12 protein-coding genes are annotated in these 19,567 nt (G+C 51.6%); 3 read left to right on the plus strand and 9 right to left on the minus strand.

The genetic code is table 11. The features are described 5' to 3' along the window. The first annotated feature begins 7 nt into the window (after positions 1-7). Complete coding sequence (locus H2508_RS05055) at positions 8-976, plus strand: magnesium transporter CorA family protein (RefSeq protein WP_182169513.1); 969 nt, start codon at positions 8-10, stop codon at positions 974-976. Positions 977-1,052: 76 nt separating this feature from the next. Here the strand turns inward: H2508_RS05055 and ypfJ are convergent, their stop codons facing one another. Continuing rightward, positions 1,053-1,958: a KPN_02809 family neutral zinc metallopeptidase gene (ypfJ, locus tag H2508_RS05060; protein ID WP_182169516.1), complete on the minus strand. Its 906-nt coding sequence runs from the start codon at positions 1,956-1,958 to the stop codon at positions 1,053-1,055. Between the two features lie 119 nt (positions 1,959-2,077). Between ypfJ and H2508_RS05065 the strand changes: the two genes are divergently transcribed. Next, positions 2,078-3,535 carry a helicase HerA-like domain-containing protein gene (locus H2508_RS05065; RefSeq protein WP_182169519.1) on the plus strand — a complete coding sequence of 486 codons (1,458 nt, stop codon included), beginning with the start codon at positions 2,078-2,080 and terminating at the stop codon, positions 3,533-3,535. Between the two features lie 50 nt (positions 3,536-3,585). On the opposite strand, the gene H2508_RS05070 is transcribed toward H2508_RS05065, so the two are convergent. The 4 genes from H2508_RS05070 to H2508_RS05085 form a co-directional block, all read right to left on the minus strand. Continuing rightward, positions 3,586-4,545: a DUF808 domain-containing protein gene (locus H2508_RS05070; protein ID WP_182169522.1), complete on the minus strand. Its 960-nt coding sequence runs from the start codon at positions 4,543-4,545 to the stop codon at positions 3,586-3,588. Between the two features lie 124 nt (positions 4,546-4,669). Continuing rightward, positions 4,670-6,808, minus strand: coding sequence for a polyphosphate kinase 1 (gene ppk1 / locus H2508_RS05075; protein WP_182169525.1), 2,139 nt, complete (start codon positions 6,806-6,808; stop codon positions 4,670-4,672). Positions 6,809-6,865: 57 nt separating this feature from the next. After that, complete coding sequence (locus H2508_RS05080; RefSeq protein WP_182169528.1) at positions 6,866-7,144, minus strand: DUF1971 domain-containing protein; 279 nt, start codon at positions 7,142-7,144, stop codon at positions 6,866-6,868. A gap of 180 nt (positions 7,145-7,324) precedes the next feature. Continuing rightward, complete coding sequence (locus H2508_RS05085) at positions 7,325-8,473, minus strand: GGDEF domain-containing protein (RefSeq protein ID WP_182169531.1); 1,149 nt, start codon at positions 8,471-8,473, stop codon at positions 7,325-7,327. A gap of 200 nt (positions 8,474-8,673) precedes the next feature. On the opposite strand from H2508_RS05085, the gene H2508_RS05090 reads away from it, so the two are divergent. Next, positions 8,674-9,462 carry a helix-turn-helix domain-containing protein gene (locus H2508_RS05090; RefSeq protein ID WP_182170830.1) on the plus strand — a complete coding sequence of 263 codons (789 nt, stop codon included), beginning with the start codon at positions 8,674-8,676 and terminating at the stop codon, positions 9,460-9,462. 18 nt (positions 9,463-9,480) lie between these two features. On the opposite strand, the gene H2508_RS05095 is transcribed toward H2508_RS05090, so the two are convergent. The 4 genes from H2508_RS05095 to norR form a co-directional block, all read right to left on the minus strand. Then, positions 9,481-11,727, minus strand: coding sequence for a TonB-dependent receptor (locus H2508_RS05095; RefSeq protein WP_182169534.1), 2,247 nt, complete (start codon positions 11,725-11,727; stop codon positions 9,481-9,483). Next, a complete protein-coding gene (locus H2508_RS05100; protein ID WP_182169537.1) occupies positions 11,727-14,264 on the minus strand; it encodes a 7TM-DISM domain-containing protein in 2,538 nt (845 codons plus the stop codon). The genes H2508_RS05095 and H2508_RS05100 overlap by 1 nt, the downstream gene beginning before the upstream one ends. A 196-nt stretch (positions 14,265-14,460) precedes the next feature. Beyond that, positions 14,461-17,595: a DUF11 domain-containing protein gene (locus H2508_RS05105; RefSeq protein WP_182169542.1), complete on the minus strand. Its 3,135-nt coding sequence runs from the start codon at positions 17,593-17,595 to the stop codon at positions 14,461-14,463. Positions 17,596-18,008: 413 nt separating this feature from the next. After that, the gene (norR, locus tag H2508_RS05110) at positions 18,009-19,547 is read right to left on the minus strand and encodes a nitric oxide reductase transcriptional regulator NorR (protein WP_182169546.1); all 1,539 of its coding nucleotides are present in this window, start codon (positions 19,545-19,547) and stop codon (positions 18,009-18,011) included. Positions 19,548-19,567: the final 20 nt, after the last annotated feature.

Here is a 19,567-nt window from a genome sequence, read left to right on the forward strand (position 1 = left end):
GTTTATCATGATACGAGCGAAATTACTCTCCAGCGACGGCACACAAGAAACTGGCGGCGCCCAGCTAATCGAGCAATGGCGCGCAACAGATAGTGGATTTCTATGGCTGGACATCGAGGGGGAACTCACTCCCCAAATCAGCAACTTACTGCAATCACTAGGCTGTAATCAACTAGCGATTAAAGACTGTATGCGTCAGCGACATCCCCCGAAGCTTGAAGTCTTTAACGAAAACACCTTCATACTGTTTCGCGGCATCGCCAGTATTGACGACAATCTGAGCTTAGCACCGCAACAAGTAGGTCTTTGGGTCTCGGATCGCTACCTGATCTCAGTGCATTCAGGTCTAGCGGTTAGCGTCAATCACTTCTGGGAACAAGCCCCTGATGACAACTCTCTGAGCTCCCCAGCAGCACTGGCACTACAGCTGCTGCACTTTGCTACTGGTCGCTATCTGGACCAGATACTGAGCTTTGAAGATACTTTGGAGGAGCTCGAAGATGACTTACTGGGCGACCGCGCCGACGAAGTGATGATAGAGCTGGTGACCTACCGCTCACGCCTACAGAAGCTACTGCGCATTTTCAGCTACCACCAGGGCATGAGTGAGCAGCTCTTGCACCAGGGCACACCCCATTTAGGCAGTGGCCGCGATCAAACCTATCACCTGCGACGCAATCTATTTGACCGCTGTGAGCGCCTCCACACCCTGTGTGGCATGTATTACGACATTTGTGGTGACTTAGTGGAGGGCTATATTTCGCTTAGTTCCTATAGCCTGAATAACACCATGAAAGTGTTAACTATCATTACCGCCATTTTCGTACCTTTGAGCTTTCTGGCGGGCCTCTATGGCATGAACTTCCGCTATATGCCCGAGCTAGAGTGGGGCTGGGGGTATTTCGGAATATTAGCAGTTATGGCGACAGTGGCGGTCTCTATGCTGATTCAGTTCCGCCGGATCAAATGGCTATGAGGGGCGCCACCCAAGTCACCTAGGGTGGCCAGGCCTAGCCATTCAGCCCCGCATATCGCCGATGGCTAGGCCTCTATCACAGTGAGCTGCTGGAGAAGGTATCGCAACTGGCCAATTGGCCTGACTCAAAGCCTGTGCGGAACCAGCGCACCCGCTGGGCAGAACTCCCGTGGGTAAAGCTGTCCGGCACGACTTCTCTGCCGGCCTGACGCTGCAAGCGATCATCGCCGATGGCCGTCGCCGCCCGTAGCGCTTCCTCTAAGTCACCCGGATCTAACAACTGTCGCTCCGTATTGGCTGCGTGCCCCCAAAGACCCGCAAAACAATCCGCCTGCAACTCCTGCCTGACGGATAGTGCGTTTATCTCAGCCTGACTTTTACCCTGCCCCGCCAACTGCAGCTGCCGACTAATACCCAGTAGAGTTTGCACATGATGACCCACCTCATGGGCGATCACATAAGCTTGAGCAAAATCACCCGGCGCGCCATAGCGTGTGTTTAGGTCGTGGAAGAAGCTCAAGTCGATGTACAGCTTTTGGTCCCCAGGGCAATAAAAGGGCCCGACTGCAGAGCTCGCCGTGCCACAGGCAGAATTGACGCGCCCCGAGAATAACACCAGCGTGGGTTCACGATATGTCTTAGCCTGCTGCTGAAAAATTTTATGCCAAGTATCCTCAGTGTCTGCCAGCACCACTGCGGTAAAATCAGCAAGCTCCTGCTGCTCAGCACTTAGTGGCGCACTGGCAGAGTTCATTGAGGCAGTGCCACCACTAAACATCGACAGTACATCGACGCCCATCAAGCGCGCTCCAAAGACCACTAAGACAGCGATTATCAACACCCTGCGGCCGGTTTTGCTGCGCATCAAGGCCGGTAAAAAACGCAGTAATGCCGGCGCTGCCGCCATGCCAGCTGTTGAACGCGCCGACTGGCCGCGCCGATCGTCAATGTTGCTGCTGCGTCTGCCACTTTTCCAGCGCATAGTGCTCTCCTGACCGTCATTATCTGCTCTAGCAAGCCAGCACTGCTGGCATGCTGCTTTAAAGCTGCATATCATGTGGCCAGAGCGGCCAGTTCGCAACAAAAATAGGACACACTTAGATGAAGCAAGGTATTCTTATCGGCGGTAGCGAATCAGGGCAAATCTCCCTCAATCCACGCTACGCCAACCGTCATGGACTCGTGGCTGGGGCCACAGGAACCGGCAAAACCGTCACCTTACAAGGTCTGGCAGAGGGCTTTTCAGAACTCGGCGTGCCGGTGTTCCTAGCCGATGTAAAAGGCGACCTATCAGGCTTGAGCCAAGTGGCTAAGCCACACCCCAAAGTCGATGAGCGCGTACAAAAAATTGGCATTGAAGATTACCGTGCCAGCGCCTACCCAGTGGCATTTTGGGATGTATTTGGTGAACAGGGCACAGCTATCCGCGCGACCATCTCTGAAATGGGTCCGCAATTACTGTCTCGCCTACTGGACTTAAATGACACCCAAGAAGGCGTGATGACCCTTGTATTTGAATTCGCCGACCAAGAAGGAATGCTCTTGGTTGACTTGCAGGACCTGCGCACTTCACTCGAGTACTTAGGTGATCACGGCAAAGAGCTCGGTAGCGCCTATGGCGTCTCCAAAGCCTCAATCAATGCTATTTTAAGGCGCTTATTACTGCTGGAGCGCGAAGGCGGCAGAGCTTTTTTTGGCGAGCCCGCCCTACAGCTCAGCGACTTTATGCAAAACACTCGCGACGGCCGCGGTGTCATCAACGTACTCGCTGCTGACAAGTTGATTCAAAACCCACGGGTTTATTCGACTTTTCTGCTCTGGCTTCTGTCGGAGTTATTCGAAAACCTGCCAGAGCTAGGCGACCCTGAACAGCCAGTGATGGTGTTCTTTTTCGATGAAGCCCACCTCTTATTTAAAGATACGCCCAAGGCTTTGCTGGAAAAAGTTGAACAAGTGGTTCGCTTGATTCGCTCCAAAGGCGTCGGGGTGTATTTTGTCACCCAGAGTCCCTCTGATATCCCCGATACCGTCTTGGCACAACTGGGTAACCGAATACAACACGCCCTGCGCGCCTACACGCCAAAAGAGCGCAAGGCCGTGCGAGTCGCCGCCCAATCATTCCGAGAAAATCCCGCCCTGGATACGGTTACCGCGATCAGTGAGTTAGCTGTGGGCGAAGCTCTGGTATCGACCCTACAAGAAAAAGGCATTCCCGCCCCTGTTGAACGGGTGCTGGTGCGGCCACCGCAGTCGCGTATGGGGCCAGCGACAAAGGCTGAGCGCGAAGCGGTATTGGCACATGACCCCAATCAGCGACGCTATAAAGACGCCATCGACCCCCATTCAGCGCACGAAATACTGAGCGAGCGCACAGCGGCAGCTTTAAAAGCACAACAAGAAGCAGAACAAGAAACCAAAGCCAGCGCCCCCAAGAAAAAGAGCTCATCAAGGCGCCAAAGTGGCGGCGAGGCTTTCTTTAAGAGCATGCTGCGCTCAGCGGGCAGCAGCTTGGGGCGCCAATTATTTCGCGGGATCCTCGGCTCGCTCCGCAAGCGCTAAGTCAGACCTTGACGACTTAGGCGGCTACAGGCAAAAGAGCTTAGTGCCGCCTAATTACTATTGCCGCTGACTGCAGTGCGCAGCGCTTGGCCCGCAGTCAATAGCGCCATGGTGAGGGCACCTGCTATCACCCCCAGCACCGCAGATAGCAAGGTAAAACCCAATGCATCAAGCACTGGCCCTAAAGCAGCTACACCCGCGCTTAGCGCCACTAGGCTGTCAAATAATGCTGCCACTGGTGGCAGACCGTGAGCCAATATACCACCGCCGACCATAAACATCGCGGCAGTGCCAACGATGGCTAATGTTTTCATCAACACTGGCGCAAAAACCACCAAGCGTAGGCCAAACCAGCGCAGTAGGCTGAGCCCATTACCCTGCCCTTTGCGACGAGATAAATACAGTCCCACATCGTCGAGCTTAATGATTCCCGCAACCAGTCCATAAACACCTATGGTCATAAGCAAGGCGATGCCAGAGACCACAATGACTTGGGTGCTAAATACCGCGTGGGCAACGATACCCAGAGTGATGACTATGATTTCTGCAGAGAGGATAAAGTCAGTGCGAATTGCTCCCTTTATCTTTCTGCGCTCTAGCTCAAGTGGATTGACTTTGGGATCCGCCAACTGGGCATTGACAGCACGGTGCTGCGCCGCTTTCTCTGATTTGCGATCTTTTGTCGAGTGAGCCAGCTTTTCAAAGCCTTCATAACAGAGGAACAAACCACCCAGCATCAACACCGGGGTAATTAGCCAAGGTATAAAGGCTGATATTAACAGTGCTGCAGGGACCAGGATAAACTTGTTGCGAAATGAACCCTTGGCGACCGCCCATACTACCGGCAGTTCACGATCCGCACTAACGCCCGAGACCTGTTCAGCATTAACCGCTAAGTCATCACCCAGTACGCCCGAGGTTTTCTTAACCGCCACCTTAGACAGCGCGCTCACGTCATCAAGAATAGTTGCGATATCGTCAATCAATAACAGTAAGCTACTACCTGACATCTAGCCACCTGTATTCAGTTTGGTCAATTGGGTTAGCGGCTCGGGCCACAGACAAGATCATTATTGAACTCCGTGAAGTCACTCAGAAAGTGTAACTGAGTGACCTCTCAGCGCAAGAGCCCCCTCAATCTTGAACTCTGCGTCGCCTGGTCTGCTCTGTCATGCGGGACTTGGGGTAGCGCGGTAACTTGCCAGTGGCCAGATAGCGATGTATCGATTCCTGTGAGCGTATGCGGGCACTTTTGGGCTTCGCTTTAGCATATTGATTGCTCTGAGTCTCATCGATAATCCGCGCCTTAACATTGTCATTCCACTGCTGATCTAGCACATCCTGAATGATCATTTGAGCCGTTTGATCTAAGACTGGGCACAGCACCTCCACTCGATAGTCAATGTTGCGTGTCATCAAGTCGGCAGAGCCTATGAGGTAGCGTGGCTTACCGCGGTTATAAAACACGTAAGCCCGCGGATGCTCAAGAAAACGGTCGACAATACTAATGGCCCGAATGTTCTCTGACAGCCCCGGCACACCGGGCTTAAGCGAGCACATACCGCGGACGATAAGGCGTATTTTCACCCCAGCCTCAGAGGCCTCATAGAGTTTTTCAACCAGCTCTGTATCAACCAAATTATTGCACTTGAGCGTCATAGATGCTCGGTAACCATCTAGGGCATTGCTGATTTCGCGGTCAATCAGTTGCTCTAGACCACTGCGGGTACTGTGGGGTGATACATACAGCAGTTTGTACTCGGGGCGCTTGTAATTGAACTGCAGAAAATCAAACACGTTGTAGACATCCTTGCCGATATCTTGATTGTGGGTCAGCAAGGTAAAGTCAGTGTATAGCCGCGCTGTTTTTTCATTAAAGTTGCCGGTACCTATATGCGAGTAATAGCGGATGTTCGAGTTCTCGCGCCGCTCAATCAGTAAAAGCTTACTGTGCACCTTGAGCCCCGGAATACCAAAAATCACTTCAATACCATTTTCAGTCAGGCGCTGAGCCCAACTGATATTGGCCTCTTCATCAAAGCGTGCCGCCAGCTCCACCACGGCCAGTACTCGTTTGCCGTTCTGTACGGCATTTAACAAGGCATCGATGACTCTAGATGCTTTAGCCACACGGTAGAGACAGATCTTGATGCAGGTGACATGTGGGTCTAGCGCCGCTGTTTTCAACAAATCTATGATGTAGTCAAAGGGGTGATAGGGGTAGAAAAGAAATACATCCTGTTCGCGAATACTATCAAACAAGCTGCCCGGCTCATCCAAACGGGGAATACGAATGGGCGGTAAAGGCTTAAACTCTAGATACTTAGGGCCTACATTAGGGAAGGACATGAAGTCTTTCGAGTTATGATAGCGCCCCCCCGGAATCATGCTGTCGTACTTACCAAAGCCAAAGCGGGAGCTCAGATAATCTAACAGGCGCTGGGGCATTTTTTCATCGTAGACAAAGCGCACTGCATCCGCTTTACGGCGCTGCTTAAGGCTACTGGCCATTTTGTGGATTAAGCTTTCCGAGATTCCCGGGTCAATTTCTAACTCGGCGTCGCGAGAAAATTTAAAGCAGTAAGCGGCCGCTTCATCAATGGCAAAAACCCCGCGAAACATCTGCGGCAAACAGGCGCGCATGATGTTGTCCAAGGCGATAAAAACCTTACCCGCCTTCCCTTTGCGCCGAGGAATTTCAACAAAGCGATCGAGTGGCCCCGTGGGTACTTCCACCACCGCATAGTTGTATTGCTCTCCTGAGCGTATATCGATAGCCAAATAAATGGACTCATCATTAAGCGGTGGAATGGACTGCTCCTGACGCAGCAAAATAGGCTCTAACTCAGGTAGAACCGTGTGGGTAAAGTAGTCCTGCACAAACTGCGCTTGACCAGCGTCTAATTGCTGCTCGTTAATCATGTAAATCCGGCGCGCGCGTAAGTCCCGCAACACCCGGTTATACACGGGCTCAAACTCTTTTTGCAGTGCCACTACACGAGCTTGTATGTCGGCCAGCAAGTCTTTCGCTTGCTGCTGCGTCTTGCCGGAGGAAACAGAAACTAAGCGCCGTACTTCCGCCACCCGAACCCGGTAAAACTCGTCCATATTGTTGGAAAAAATTCCCAAATAGCGCAGGCGTTCAATCACCGGTACGGATTCGTCGGCGGCCTCTTGCAAGACCCGCGCATTGAACTGCAGCCAGCTCATCTCGCGAGGAACAAAAAGATCTTGATAGGACTCAGCTAAACGACGCTTGATCGGACTTGGCATAACTTCCTCTGCAACAACAGCCCTTTATTGTATCCAGCTTATGGGATAACTATGAGCCTATTTATAGAACTCGACATAAAACTGTACTGCGCCACTGGCACGAACATGGTGCCGTTGACCTGGCATCACAACTCCCCTCTGCTCTGGACTTAGGGTCACTGCCTCCTCAAAACCGGGCTCAGTAATGGTATAGATAAGTGAACCTGACTCAACTACCACTAAACCCCAAGTTCCCTCTTTGGTCCTATGCTCAGCTAGCAAGCCTTTAGGGATCGTGTTTTCAGTAAAAGTTGGAGTGCGTTTATAGGGCGACACATTATTAGGTAAGGATTTCATAGCCTATCATTTAAACTCATGCAGTTATTGGGCTTAAGGTCTTCTAGACTACTCGCTTCCTCGAGCCTTAGCCAAGTCTAAAACTCAGGCATATCGGGCCCCTTAAGACCATGAGTCACTACTTAGTGATTGCGGCGGCTCACTATTTCTGAGGCTAAACTATGGCCTGCAAATTGATTATCAATCACTGAACACAGCCTTGTTACGCCCGGTATTTTTTGCCTGATATAGCGCGCTATCAGCACGTTTAAACAAAGACGAAAGATCTTCATTTTTAGCAGATACAGCAATACCAAAACTAGCGCTAACCGGCTCTCTAGCAGCCCCAAGCGGGAACTGCGTATCGGCAATTGCGCGCTGCAGACGTGTGACGAAATCTTTCGCGTCGGAGCGCTCTGCATCAACTAGCAAGATAGCAAACTCCTCACCTCCGACACGCCCCACAATATCACTTTTACGAGCCGTACGGCGCAGAATAGCCCCAAAAAGACATAGCACTTCGTCGCCAGCGGAATGACCAAATCTATCGTTGATGCTCTTAAAATGGTCCAGGTCGCACAACACCATAGCTACCGAAACAGCCCTAGTATTCATAACGCGCTCAGCGTGTTCATCGAAGCCCCGCCGGTTAAACACACCACTGAGACGGTCGACATCCCGCTCACGGCGCAAGTCCTCTATCACATCTGTAATCACAGCGGCCAAGATAACCAGAGCTAGAGCGGAGCCCAGAACAGCCTGGGAAAGCTGCAGTGTGCGCCAAAACAGCGACTGCCCAAACATCTCGAAGTTAGTAGTGCCTGATACATCAAAGAACAGTATCGTGCGCGGAAAGAACTGCAAAGAGAATACCAGCAGTGTCCAGAACAGCGCCCTATCAATGAAGCGAGCTTTAGCCAGAGCACTGAGGCGCAAAGCACTTATCAGTAAAATTAAGCCAAAGCCAAAGTTTTGGATATAAACGCGCATTACCAAATTGCGATCAACGTAGAAGTAGTAGGCAATGAGGCAAGAAGACAGCAGCAATAGAAACAGAGCCTTGAATAGTCCAAAGCTTTTAGCAGAGCGCCTTAACACACCATCAGAGAGTGCCAGCACTGACAGTGTGTAGAAGGTATTTGACAGCAAAGCGTTGTGCCCTAGGTTGCTCGGCCAAGCAAATATTTGGACTAACACGCCAAGAGAAAAGGCTAGGCAAGCAGCAGAAAAAAGCAGCAAATAATGCCTTTTGCGCTCAAGACTCCATGCCCACAAATAGGCCAAGCTAAAAATAGCCAATGTGCCTGGGCCAATCAGCAGCAACACTAAACGAGTACTTTCTTCAGACATATATAGGCTGTAGTAGCCGCCTCTCAATTAAGTAAAGCTAGGCTGAGATAGAGTTCTGAGCTGAGCTAATAGCCATTGCCCATCCACTGCATATTTAAGCCCTACTTATTTTAGATACAATGTTTGCAGGTCATTCTACTAGTGACAATATTGCCAAGTAAAAAAGCTCAAGTGATACAAACACATTGTAAACTACTGTGATGCAAAACTATCTAGCTCATATATTACTTATCGATGATCAGCCAGAGGCGCTAAAGGATGTCGTCAAACTGCTCATCGCTAAGGATTTTCGAGTTTCTCAAGCCTCCAGCCCGCAAAGCGGCCTTCATCGCGCTAGAGCGATATTGCCCGATCTTATTGTGCTGGATCTCTATATGCCTGGTATGAGTGGCTTTTCACTGTGCCGACTACTGCAGGAGGATGCTGCGACTAAAGATATTCCAATCATATTTTTATCTTCTTCCCTGTTGGTAGAAGACCGTATCAAAGGCTTGGAGCTTGGCGGCGTTGATTTTGTCAGTAAGCCCTGTTATCCACCTGAGCTACTAGCCCGAATCCGCGTCCACCTGCAGCTCCATCGAAGCACAGATAAGCTCAACAAAAACCCCGCAGGGACCACAGAGCGGCCGGAACAAGTTGTGCTCAACGCGGCGGTGAAGCTTATTCTATCGAATTTACAAGATGTACCTACACTCGCTGAGATAGCACAGGCTGTGGGCACATCCGACAAGACTTTGCTGCGAATATTTCGCCATGAACTAGGAAGCACGGTGTTTGCTTTCGTTCGCGAAGCCAAAATCAACAAAGCCAAATCCTTGTTAGCTAATAACCCCACTCTTCCGATTGAAGATATCGCCGCTCTCTTAGGTTTCAGCTCCGCAGCAAACTTCTCTACCGCTTTTAAAAGTCGTGAAGGCCTCTCACCTAGCCAATACCGGCGCATTTTCAGTGCCGAGTCACAAGAACTCAGTTATACAGAAAAGTCCTAGGGCAAGCTCTGTAGACTATTAAAAGCCGAGCTTTAGCGTGAGCCCTAAAGCACGAGGCTGCCCTAAGATTGCGCCGTAATCACCACTTCCTGTCAGTGCGTAAATGGCAGATACATAATCTTTATCCAGTGCATTATCAGCCCACAGCCGCAGATCCCAGTTCTGCTGCCGCCAACCGACATGTAGAGTGAGTAATCCACGGCTGCCAATCTCGCTGCCCTCGCCTCGGGCCGTATGGCCCATATAGGCTGAGCGCCACTGATAGTTTATAGCGCTGTAGAGTTTAACGCCGCTTTGTAAGGCGTAGTCATGCTGTAGAGCAGCAAATGCTGTCCACCTCGGAGCATTGACCATTTGTAGATTGCTATAGTCACAATAAATCGCCCCAGTGCTAGGGGCACAAGGTGCATTGGGAAAGCGTTGATATCGCGCATCGTTATAGGCAGAGCCATAACTGAAACGCAGTTGCGAATGCAGGGCGAACTGGGCCTCTAGCTCCACACCACGACTTCTCACTCGCTCAACATTAATAATGTTGTTCATTTGCGGATTTAATGGTGAGGACTCGGGGTTATAACTTAAAGCCTGGTAATCAGAAACCTGTTGCTGGTAAAGCCTCAATTGCAGCTGGCTATCACTTTCCACACTCTGCCAGAGCAAAGCGGCGGACACAGCTGTGCCGCTTTCAGAGTCGAAGACCTTGGCAATATCTGCGCTGACAAGCTCACCATTCACACCGGCTGGCTTGTAGACGCTGGCTAAAGAGAAGGTGGCTATCAGACCTTCACTTAATGGATAGTCAAACTTCAGTGATAGGTCTAAATGCTCTGAATGATTACTAGCCTGGTCCTGCGCGTTCTGTCCCAAGGCCAGGTTGCGTAACAGTGCAGCTACTGTGGCAAAATTGGCGTCACTTGGCAGCTCTTGCAGACCTGAAATTTCACGCTGCCCCCTAGCTCTTCGCTTATCCCAGCTATAGCGCATCGCTGCCGTAGCACTCCAGCCACTGTCATCTAGCCATAATAACTTAGCTAACAGGGAAGCTGTCTCAGCCTTTTGCTGCATCGGAGTCCGGACCCTAGCGCCTTCTAAAATAATCGCGGCTGCGTCTCGCTGTGCCAGATACCAACTCGCAGCACTAGAGCCATAAACTAACTGCCCCTCTCGTCGGTGCTGCTGCTGCAGGTAGAGAGCTGCGAACTCCAATTCCATATTGGCGCTTGGCGCAACTTGAAGGCGCAGCTCCTGGCTCAATTGGCGGTGAGACATAAACGAACCGCCGCTCTCAGTAATCGGCAGCGCAATGCCATCGAGGTCCAGATCGGAATCATAGCGCCACTCCCGCCAACCGCTCATGCTAGACAGATTGAGCTTGTCATTGGGCAACCAATCTAAATCTATGCTTAGCGCTCGCTGCCTTATGTTGCGGCGATTTTTGCGATCTGAAGCCACGCGGCGCTCGGCAGCCTTGGTTGGCAATAGCTCATAGCCCAAAGCCGCTGCGCGAGCTAATGTGCCATCACTGTAATGCCGGGCAAGGTAAGCGCAACAATCGTCGGCCAACTTGCTCTGCTCTGCGATGATACGCGACGACAGCGTTTGACTCGGCAGCCACAGCAATTGGCCCCGCACAGCTTGGTGATGCTCGAAGTTCAGCTCACGCTGTTGCGTTTCATTATAAATATTGCCATCGCGCCTGAAGTGGTAAGCAGACAAACGACCGGCTAAGACTTGACCAACTAGGGGGCCGCTGGCACGCAACTCATAGTCGCGCAAGCCAGTGCTTCCGGCACTGCCTTTTAGCTGATAATCCGCTGCCCATGACGGTGGTCGGGACTGAACATGGATACTGCCGGCACTGCCTGTAGGGCCGGGGTTATCAATCACTGGGCCGCGTTCTACGCTGACCTTTTCAATATCATATAGCCGCGTGGGAAACATGCCCTGCCGCCCGAGATAAATCCCGTCCTGTAAAAGCTTGACGCTGCTCGACATGCCATCATTAAATGCCGTCGTACCAAGACCGCGCAAATAGATACCGGTATTTTTATTGTCAGGGCTGGTGGCCTGCAGTGACACTAGCGCAGTGCTAAGCTCGGAGATATTAGCGGCCGCCGCTGTACTTCGCCTATTTTCTGAGTATTGGCTCGTCGCATAAACAACCAACTCATCTATCTCTTGAGCCAAGACGGGCAAGGCAACAGCACAGTAGCCCAAAACTAAGCTAGCGACTATTGCGTTTTTAGCAAAGCGAGCGACTAGCACTATAGCGCCTGCAGAACAGCTGTGGAGCAAGCTGCTTGTTTGGACGAGTGGTCAATCTCGGCCAAGTTATCAGCGCCTGTGCCAGGACTATGAATCTGACTAATCTGGGCCAGAAGCGCCGCACTCGTTGCTGGCCTGCGCAGTTGGGCAACTCTAACTGTAGTCCTGAGCGCGTATTGCTCAACAGGATTAGCATCCTTACTATCATAAAACAAAAAGGGTACCTGGATGCCTTCCTGATTAGCTAAGCTCACTAAATGCTCGCCACTAAGACTGCTAAAACTGTGTTCGGTGATAACAAGATGAAACTCCTGACTGCGCATCAAGCTCAGCGCTTGTTCCAGCTCAGAGCTAACTTCAACCTGACAACCGTAGCCAGATAAGAGCTCCATCAACTGATTTTGACTAGTGGCTGAAGTCTCGGCGATCAGTATATTGAGCCCTTCGCCATCCCAGTCATCTACATAACTTTCAATATAGACCTGCTCGAGGCTATCCTCGCTCACCGACTTAAGACTCAGGTCAAAGAAATAACAAGAGCCGCCCTCAGCACCTGGCTTCAGTTGCAACTCGCTCCCCATCAGCTGCAGTAGCTCACGCACAATGTACAGTCCCAAGCCCTTGCCCTCCTTAGCCAAGGCTTTTAGATCACGCTGGAAAGGTTTTTGTAGCGGCAACTGCTGCCCTTTAGCTAACCCTATACCGTTATCCTCAACGATAAAGCGCAGAGTATGCATCTCGCCTCTCTGTAATAGGGCTTCGACACGAAAGGATATTTTGCCTTTTTGGGTGTATTTAGCTGCATTGGCAAGCAGGTTCACAAGCACTTGCCGCAATCGTTTAAAATCTGCCTCTACTTGCGCCGGTAACTGCTTTGCGCAGTCAAAATAAAACTGATTACCATAGCGTTTGGCTAAAAACTTACCCTGCTCCGCGCTAAGCTCTAAAAAACCCATCAAGTAACCCGGCGCCAGCCTAAGCTCAAGCTGTTTCAGCTCTTCAGTGGAGTATTCTAAAAGGTCATCAATGAGTGCTAACTGATAGCGCATATTTTGCTCTATCGCATCTATACGCCCCTCTGCAAGAGTTCTGCCTCGCAAATTCACTAGGTCTGCCATTACCTGCTGTAAAGGTGCCCGCAGATCGTGACTGATACGGGCCAGCAGCATGCGCTGTGAGTGCAGTGACGCTTTTAGTTGTGATGTGCGCAATTTCACCGTGCTTTCCAGCCGCGATCTAGCAGTACGTCGCAGCAGCTCGACATCCTGCTTGGCTTGCCGCTCTGCCCGCCGAGAAAGAGCTACTTGGTTAATCAAGGTCGCGGCCAACAACAAAGCACCCGGCAAAGTAGAAAGAGAGAGCCAGCTGTATTCGAAAGGCGACTGCTGCGAATAGCCAAACAAAAAAGCGTAGTGCAGTGAAGACTGTAAAAATATAAGGCTAGGTACCAGATAACACAACCAATTGTAAGCTAGGCCCTGCCGATAGCCCTGTAGCAGCCAAAAGAAATAAATCACTGGCACTAGCAGCCCCAGTAGTCCGTGGAGAGCCCCACCATAACTTAGGCTATTTATCTGTGGGAAAAATAGGCTACAAAGCACTAAACACCAAAAACCCCCACGGCACAGATAGCACAGGATTCGACTGAATAGTGCCTGCTGCCTAACCTGCAATAGAACAACAACAAACTCCAACACTAGCAAACGCGTCATCAAGCTGGCCGCTAGTGCCAAACGCAGATCCAGTTCAGGCAATTGCGGCCACAAGTACTCTAGACCATAAGCATTGACTAGAAGAACATGCGATACGTAAGCCAAGACCGAGCCAGCATATAAAAGTAAGAGTTTAGAGCGGTATATCAGCCCTAACGAGATACTGAACATCACCAACAGCAACACAAAACCAACAACTAGACCATCAGCAAGACCTTCAGCCATACGGACCTGCAGCATGTCCAGATCGGTCAACAACATAGGGTCCACAGCCACCGTAATAGGGCTGGATAAGCGGAGCAAAAGGCTGCTGCTTTCACCTGCAGCCACAGTCAGCGGAAAAGCAAAAGGCCTAGCGGCGACAGCCCACTCATCAAAGGGATAATGGCTACCGCCAACAGAGCGATGCCAATTCCCATCGCGCTGTTGGTATAGCTGCAAGTCGCGGGTTTTAGCAGAGCCCAAAAACAAATGTCGCTGGCAGCTTTGAGAGGAGGAGTTAGTCAATTGTAAGCGCAGCCAAAGCGCAGAGCTGCTGGGCCCCGGTGCAAGCAAAGTAGCAGAAGCACGATGCCACTCCTCCTGTGGCAGCGCACTGACAGCAGAGACCCCAAGCCCTGCAGAGCGATCTTCATACAGTAACAGCCAGGGGCTTAGCGCAGCGCTGCCCTTGGCACAATCAAGCACTTTAACAGCCGCTGCTGCATTGCTTGGCCCCAAGAAGATCAAAGCCGTAAGGGTGAGCAAATACAGGACACGCAGCTGCGAAAGCACAAGCGAACGGGAGTTCTCTTGATAAATAAATATAAAGAAGGTTTTAAGCAAGGCCTGGGCGCATTTATCTATCTAAAACGCCACAATATACCACCCTAAGTCAACAGCGTGTTAATGCGTAAAACAAAAAGACTACGGAGGATGCAAAAACAGGCGGCTAGTCCATAGACCAGCCGCCTGTCAGCAGCTAATACTTAGCTAGTGTTTGTCAGCCAAGTATTGCTCAGTCTTAGAGCTGTAAGCTGCGCTAGCTGCGCTGCCTAGCAACTAAACCAAGTACAGCAAGCGCCAAAAGCAGCAACATAAAGGGGTTGTTAACAGGCACAGCGGCAACGCGACCAAACTTCACCACAAGATCACAGTCCTCAGTGACCGGGCCTACCGTGATAAGCCCGCCATTTACCGCTGCTGGGCAAGTACCTGAGAGATAAGGAATCAAGCCCGGATCGGCGCTAAAGCGATAGTCACGGCTGCCATGGTGAAAGATGTTCACGCTGCCGATAACGCCGTCTATAGTGCCACCCTCACCGTCCACCGATAAAGTGATAGTGTGAATACCGGTGCTCTGAGCCGGGCTGACAAAGGTCACTTCAACCACACAATCTTCCTGCACATTGCGTGCATAAAAGGTGTTGTCACCGGCACTCGCTTCACCGGCACAGCTACCGCCAAATATGACTTTGCCATTCGCGTCATCAGGCAGCGCTGTATAGAGAGTTTCTCCACCACGCGCAATGCTGGTGATCCCAGGTGGCGTAATCTCACCATTGCCACCGGTCACCACAGCACTCACATCCACGGTATCTTCGGTAAAGCCAACGCTAAACGCACAGTCTTCCTCCACTGGACCCACGGTATAGGTATTAGGTTGACCTGCTTGGAAAATCCCTGGACAGGAGCTTTGCGCAATACGTGGTGTAAAGCCCTCATCTGGCAGCAAAGTATAGCTACGCGTCTCGCCTGCAGCTACGTTAAGCGGCCCAACTATATTGATCCGGCCACCACTGCCATCGACCGAGGAGATCACCTCAAAGGCTTCTGCCTCCTCGACAAAGCTCAGCACGACTTCACAGCTCTCCTGTACCTGGCTCGCGGTAAAGCTAGCACCTGTTGCGCTGCCCACACAGCTTCCACCAAAAACCGGCACATAGCCTGGCTCTGGTATCGCCTCATAGGTCATACTGCCACCCTTGTTGAGCCATGTTGTACCCGGTGAGGAAATCTCACCATGGGGACCTTCGACTGTACCTATGACATCAACCACGTCAGTATTGGTGAAGCCAATCACAAACTCACAGTCTTGGGTAACGGGGCCATGCTGATAACGGTAGGGCTTGCCCGGCAACAGCTCTGCTGACTGGCAAGAGCTGCTCTCATCAATATAAGGTACATAACCCAGCTCAGGTACTATATCAAACTCTACTTGACTATCCCTGGGCACCTTCTGCGCCGGGGGGAGAATACTGCCGGCGTTGTCCGTGGAGTCCACACTGCCCTTGACTAGCCAGGCCAAGGCAAAGTTTGCAGTCGCCTTAACAGGATCATCACCTACCTGAATGATGCAAGGCGAATCGTTAAGGTTCTCGCAGCTACTATCCTCCGACCAACCGGTGAAAATGGAGTCCGGACGAGCCACCGGAGTCAAACGCAGCTCGGCGCCCGAGACGACCGCACCCGTAAGCCCTGAACTACTACAGGCAGTATTCGCATCACCACAGGCCAAGCCACCGGGCACTGCTAGTATTTGCCCAGCCCCCGTCCCGACTGCGTTAACCGAAGCAGTCACTGGAGCGCCCACAGGCAAGTTAGAACCGGCGGTGTTGTTGGCCAGATAACTGTCCGTTTTGCCAGCCTCGGTGACCTCGACCGTCGCGGCGACATTTACCGGGCCTGCAGGCTGAACCGACCCTTCAAAGGTGTAGGAAACCTCACCCTCGGGGGCTAACCCAGCAAGCGTGTAAGTGACTTTCAACCCGTCTCCCTCAGGCATACAGCTCGGGCTGCCATCTACTATCAGAGCAGTACAATCTGCACCCAAACCCAGGACATTCAGGGTCAACTCTCCTCCAGCAGGACTGTCACCGTGATTCTTGACAGTCACCGTGTAACTTGCTTGGTCACCCTGAGCATAGGAGAGCCGACCGCCATCATCGATAGTGACGCCCAGATCAACTAGCTCAATACTTGAGCCCACAATTCCAGTCTGAACCAAGGGGCCAATAAAAGGATCTACTCCTCCGGCCTCGATGAAGTAGTCACCATTATTGACTACATTTTCAGAAGCGGTCGTTGGCGCGTCATTGGGCACCGTAAAGGTCACATCAAAACTGCCACTTTCATTGATATCCACATCGCCGAGATTACAGATGATGTAATCGCCGCGAGGGGCACCATCGAAGGGTTGGTTGTTGTTATCAGGGTCTCCGACACAGTTCTCGGGCAAGCCATCATCTAAGAAAAATGCAGTCGCTACCCCGTTTCCTACAAAAGGTGCTGCCAGCTGGACTTTGCTGTCAGCTGCAACCAAGTCGCCGCTGTTAATGTAATCGTAACGATACGTTATCTGCTGGCCCGGCTGCGTAGTGCTTGGGCCACTTGCGGATACCGCCAAGTTCGGCATAAAAGCGCCTAAGGCGTCCATATAGACCACTGCGGTGTGATCCGCAGCCCCTTGACCACAGTTGGAGGCGACCACTCGGATAGTGACCTCATCACCCACATCGAGCAAGCCATTACCCGGCGCTATATCAAAGCCCTGCCAATCTGTATACAGGTAATCACCGTATTTTTTCCACGCAACGCCCGGCTGGTTAGCAAAGTTAAAGGTGTTAAACAGCTGTTTCTCGCCTTTAGTGTGATTGATGACCTCGACAAAGAAGAAAGGCTGCTGGGTATCGGGGTGATCCGGGTCGTTGATGACTGGGGCCACAGCAAAGCGAATATGCACCTTGCCATCTGCGGGGTCCACATCGGCAACTGTCATAGTGGCTTTTTGCTCAAGGGAACTGGCTTTCTTGCTGTCCTCGCCACCGATCTGCACCACATGATCGCCCCAACGCGGCGCTGACAGTTCTGGTGCATTAGGAATGGTAAAAGAGGGACCCGACAATACCTTGACCCGATTGACGTTATTGCCACCCACAATAGAGCCTTGTTTTGTCAAATTCATTTGGCCCATATTCGTCAAGGGCACGGAGGCGGTATGCGAAGTTCTTTTATAATCTTTGGTGGTCCAGTGACTTAAATCACCCGTCTGAAAGCTCCCGTTTTCGAAGCCCGCCTGCACCAAGGGGCTGGCCATCATGCCCGCCAAGGTAAAGGTGCCAAGCGCCAAGCTAATAGGGCGCCTCGGCCTTCGCATGCCTGGTACTTGTCTACTCATCCCACTGTCTCCTTATTGTTTGACGCTCGCTTTAACACAGTCCTCAAGAAGGCCTCCTCCGAAAGAACAAAACTAAAAACAAAGTGCCAAAATCGATTAATTAGCGGCACGCATTCTCCTGTGTCCACAGGAAAAAACTTTTGATTGAGCGACAAGTACTTTTGATTTAGCGGAACAATCACTAAACACTTAACTGTCCGCCAGATATCTGGGCTACGCGCCGGCAGTGGCCCGCCGGTGTTAACAGCAAGCCATGAAGCCAGAGCAAAAACTTTGATAGCTAGTGCGCAGTGCAGGTTTTATAGAAGCGCGACAAGGGCATAGCTAAGGCCTGTCACTGTCTCGAAAATTAGACGCTAACAAGCCCTTTGCTAAGTGGGAGTTTTAGTGTGGTGATTAGTGATCAGCAGAATTTAGCTGAGGCCGAGGCGCTGCATCTGGCGCACAAGATTGCCGCGGTCGAGTCCTAGGGCACGGGCAACAGCTGCGCGATTATTGCCATGTTCGCGCAAGCTCTCTGCGATAATATCCCGCTTATAATCATCTACTGCCTCGCTTAATGTCTTGCCAAGCACCGCAGGGGGCGGCAGCTCCACTTGCTCCTGCGGCTCACTCACAATTGCACCCTGCTCTAGGTGCGCCACATCCAAGCCAATCACCTGCTTAGTATCCTGCCCGGCAGTGACAGCTCGGATCATGGCGCGCGAAAGCGTATGTTCTAACTCTCTAATATTCCCCGGCCAGGCATAGCTACGCATCCAACGGTTAGCCGCTGCAGTCATACGCACGCCGCGCAAGCCCAAGCGCCGATGATTGCGCTCTAAGAAGTAGCCCGCCAGCGGCAAGATATCCTCAACCCGCTCGCGCAGAGGCGGTACCACTAAGGGATAAACGCTTAAGCGGTGATATAGATCGGCGCGAAAACGCCCCTCCGCCACCTCTATTTTTAAGTCGCGGTTAGTGGCCGCAATGACTCGCACATTGACGCGTTGATGTTGGTCACTGCCAACACGCTGAATTTCACCATTCTGTAGGGTGCGCAGTAACTTTGACTGTAACTCCAGGGGCAACTCACCCACTTCATCCAGAAATAAAGTTGCCTCATCGGCAAGCTGAAACTTACCCAGTCGATCATCTTCGGCGCCAGTAAAGGCACCTTTAACGTGCCCAAAGAGCTCACTTTCAGCCAATGATAATGGCAGCGCAGCACAGTTCACGTGCACCATAGGCTCACTTGCACGGGCAGAGTGATGATGTATTTGTTTCGCTACCAACTCTTTGCCGACCCCAGTTTCGCCTTGTATGAGCACTGTTAAATCCGAGCTAGCCACAGTTTTTATTTCTGTTAACAAACGGACCATTTCCGGGCTCTCAGCAATCATTTCAAAGCCGCTAGGGCTCGCTTGGCTGAGTTCTATCGTTTTTCTGCGCTCTAGCTTTTGCTCCAATTGATCTATCAGACTGGCGGCCCGCACCGTTGCAGAAGCAACGCCGAGAAAAGCTTCGAAAACCTCCATATCGAGGTTATCAAAAGCGTTCGGATCAAGGGTATCCAGAGTCACTACTCCCCAGGGCACTTCATCTACGAGCAGCGCCGCTCCCATACAGTCGTGAATATTCAGGTGTCCATCAGCATGCTCAATCAAACCGTCGTAGGGGTCTGGCAGCTCCGAGTCGGCAGCAAACCTCAAGCTCTTACGACTCGCTAGCAAGCGCGCCAAGCGCGGGTGATTGGCCACGGCAAAACGCCGCCCCATGACCCCCGGGCTCAAACCCTTAGTGGCCCGGGGTACTAAGGTATCGCCCTTTAACTCTAAGAGCGCAATCGCATCGCAGGGAAAGTTGCGATCAAAAGCCTCCAGTAGACGCTGGTAGCGCATCTGCTGCGGCAGAGAGCGAGATAAATCAGCCACTATGGCTGCCATGTCCACAAAAGCAGTGTTTGATGTCATTTTATCACTCATTCATGTGT

Origin of the sequence: Sediminihaliea albiluteola (genome assembly GCF_014077625.1) — a bacterium.
GTDB lineage: Bacteria > Pseudomonadota > Gammaproteobacteria > Pseudomonadales > Halieaceae > Sediminihaliea > Sediminihaliea albiluteola.

Excerpts from the sequence above, each read along its gene's own strand:
- H2508_RS05055 (WP_182169513.1), top strand. The coding sequence starts at position 8 with ATGATACGAGCGAAATTACTCTCCAGCGACGGCACACAAGAAACTGGC.
- ypfJ (WP_182169516.1), bottom strand. The coding sequence starts at position 1,958 with ATGCGCTGGAAAAGTGGCAGACGCAGCAGCAACATTGACGATCGGCGC.
- H2508_RS05065 (WP_182169519.1), top strand. The coding sequence starts at position 2,078 with ATGAAGCAAGGTATTCTTATCGGCGGTAGCGAATCAGGGCAAATCTCC.
- H2508_RS05070 (WP_182169522.1), bottom strand. The coding sequence starts at position 4,545 with ATGTCAGGTAGTAGCTTACTGTTATTGATTGACGATATCGCAACTATT.
- ppk1 (WP_182169525.1), bottom strand. The coding sequence starts at position 6,808 with ATGCCAAGTCCGATCAAGCGTCGTTTAGCTGAGTCCTATCAAGATCTT.
- H2508_RS05080 (WP_182169528.1), bottom strand. The coding sequence starts at position 7,144 with ATGAAATCCTTACCTAATAATGTGTCGCCCTATAAACGCACTCCAACT.
- H2508_RS05085 (WP_182169531.1), bottom strand. The coding sequence starts at position 8,473 with ATGTCTGAAGAAAGTACTCGTTTAGTGTTGCTGCTGATTGGCCCAGGC.
- H2508_RS05090 (WP_182170830.1), top strand. The coding sequence starts at position 8,674 with ATGCAAAACTATCTAGCTCATATATTACTTATCGATGATCAGCCAGAG.
- H2508_RS05105 (WP_182169542.1), bottom strand. The coding sequence starts at position 17,595 with ATGAGTAGACAAGTACCAGGCATGCGAAGGCCGAGGCGCCCTATTAGC.
- norR (WP_182169546.1), bottom strand. The coding sequence starts at position 19,547 with ATGACATCAAACACTGCTTTTGTGGACATGGCAGCCATAGTGGCTGAT.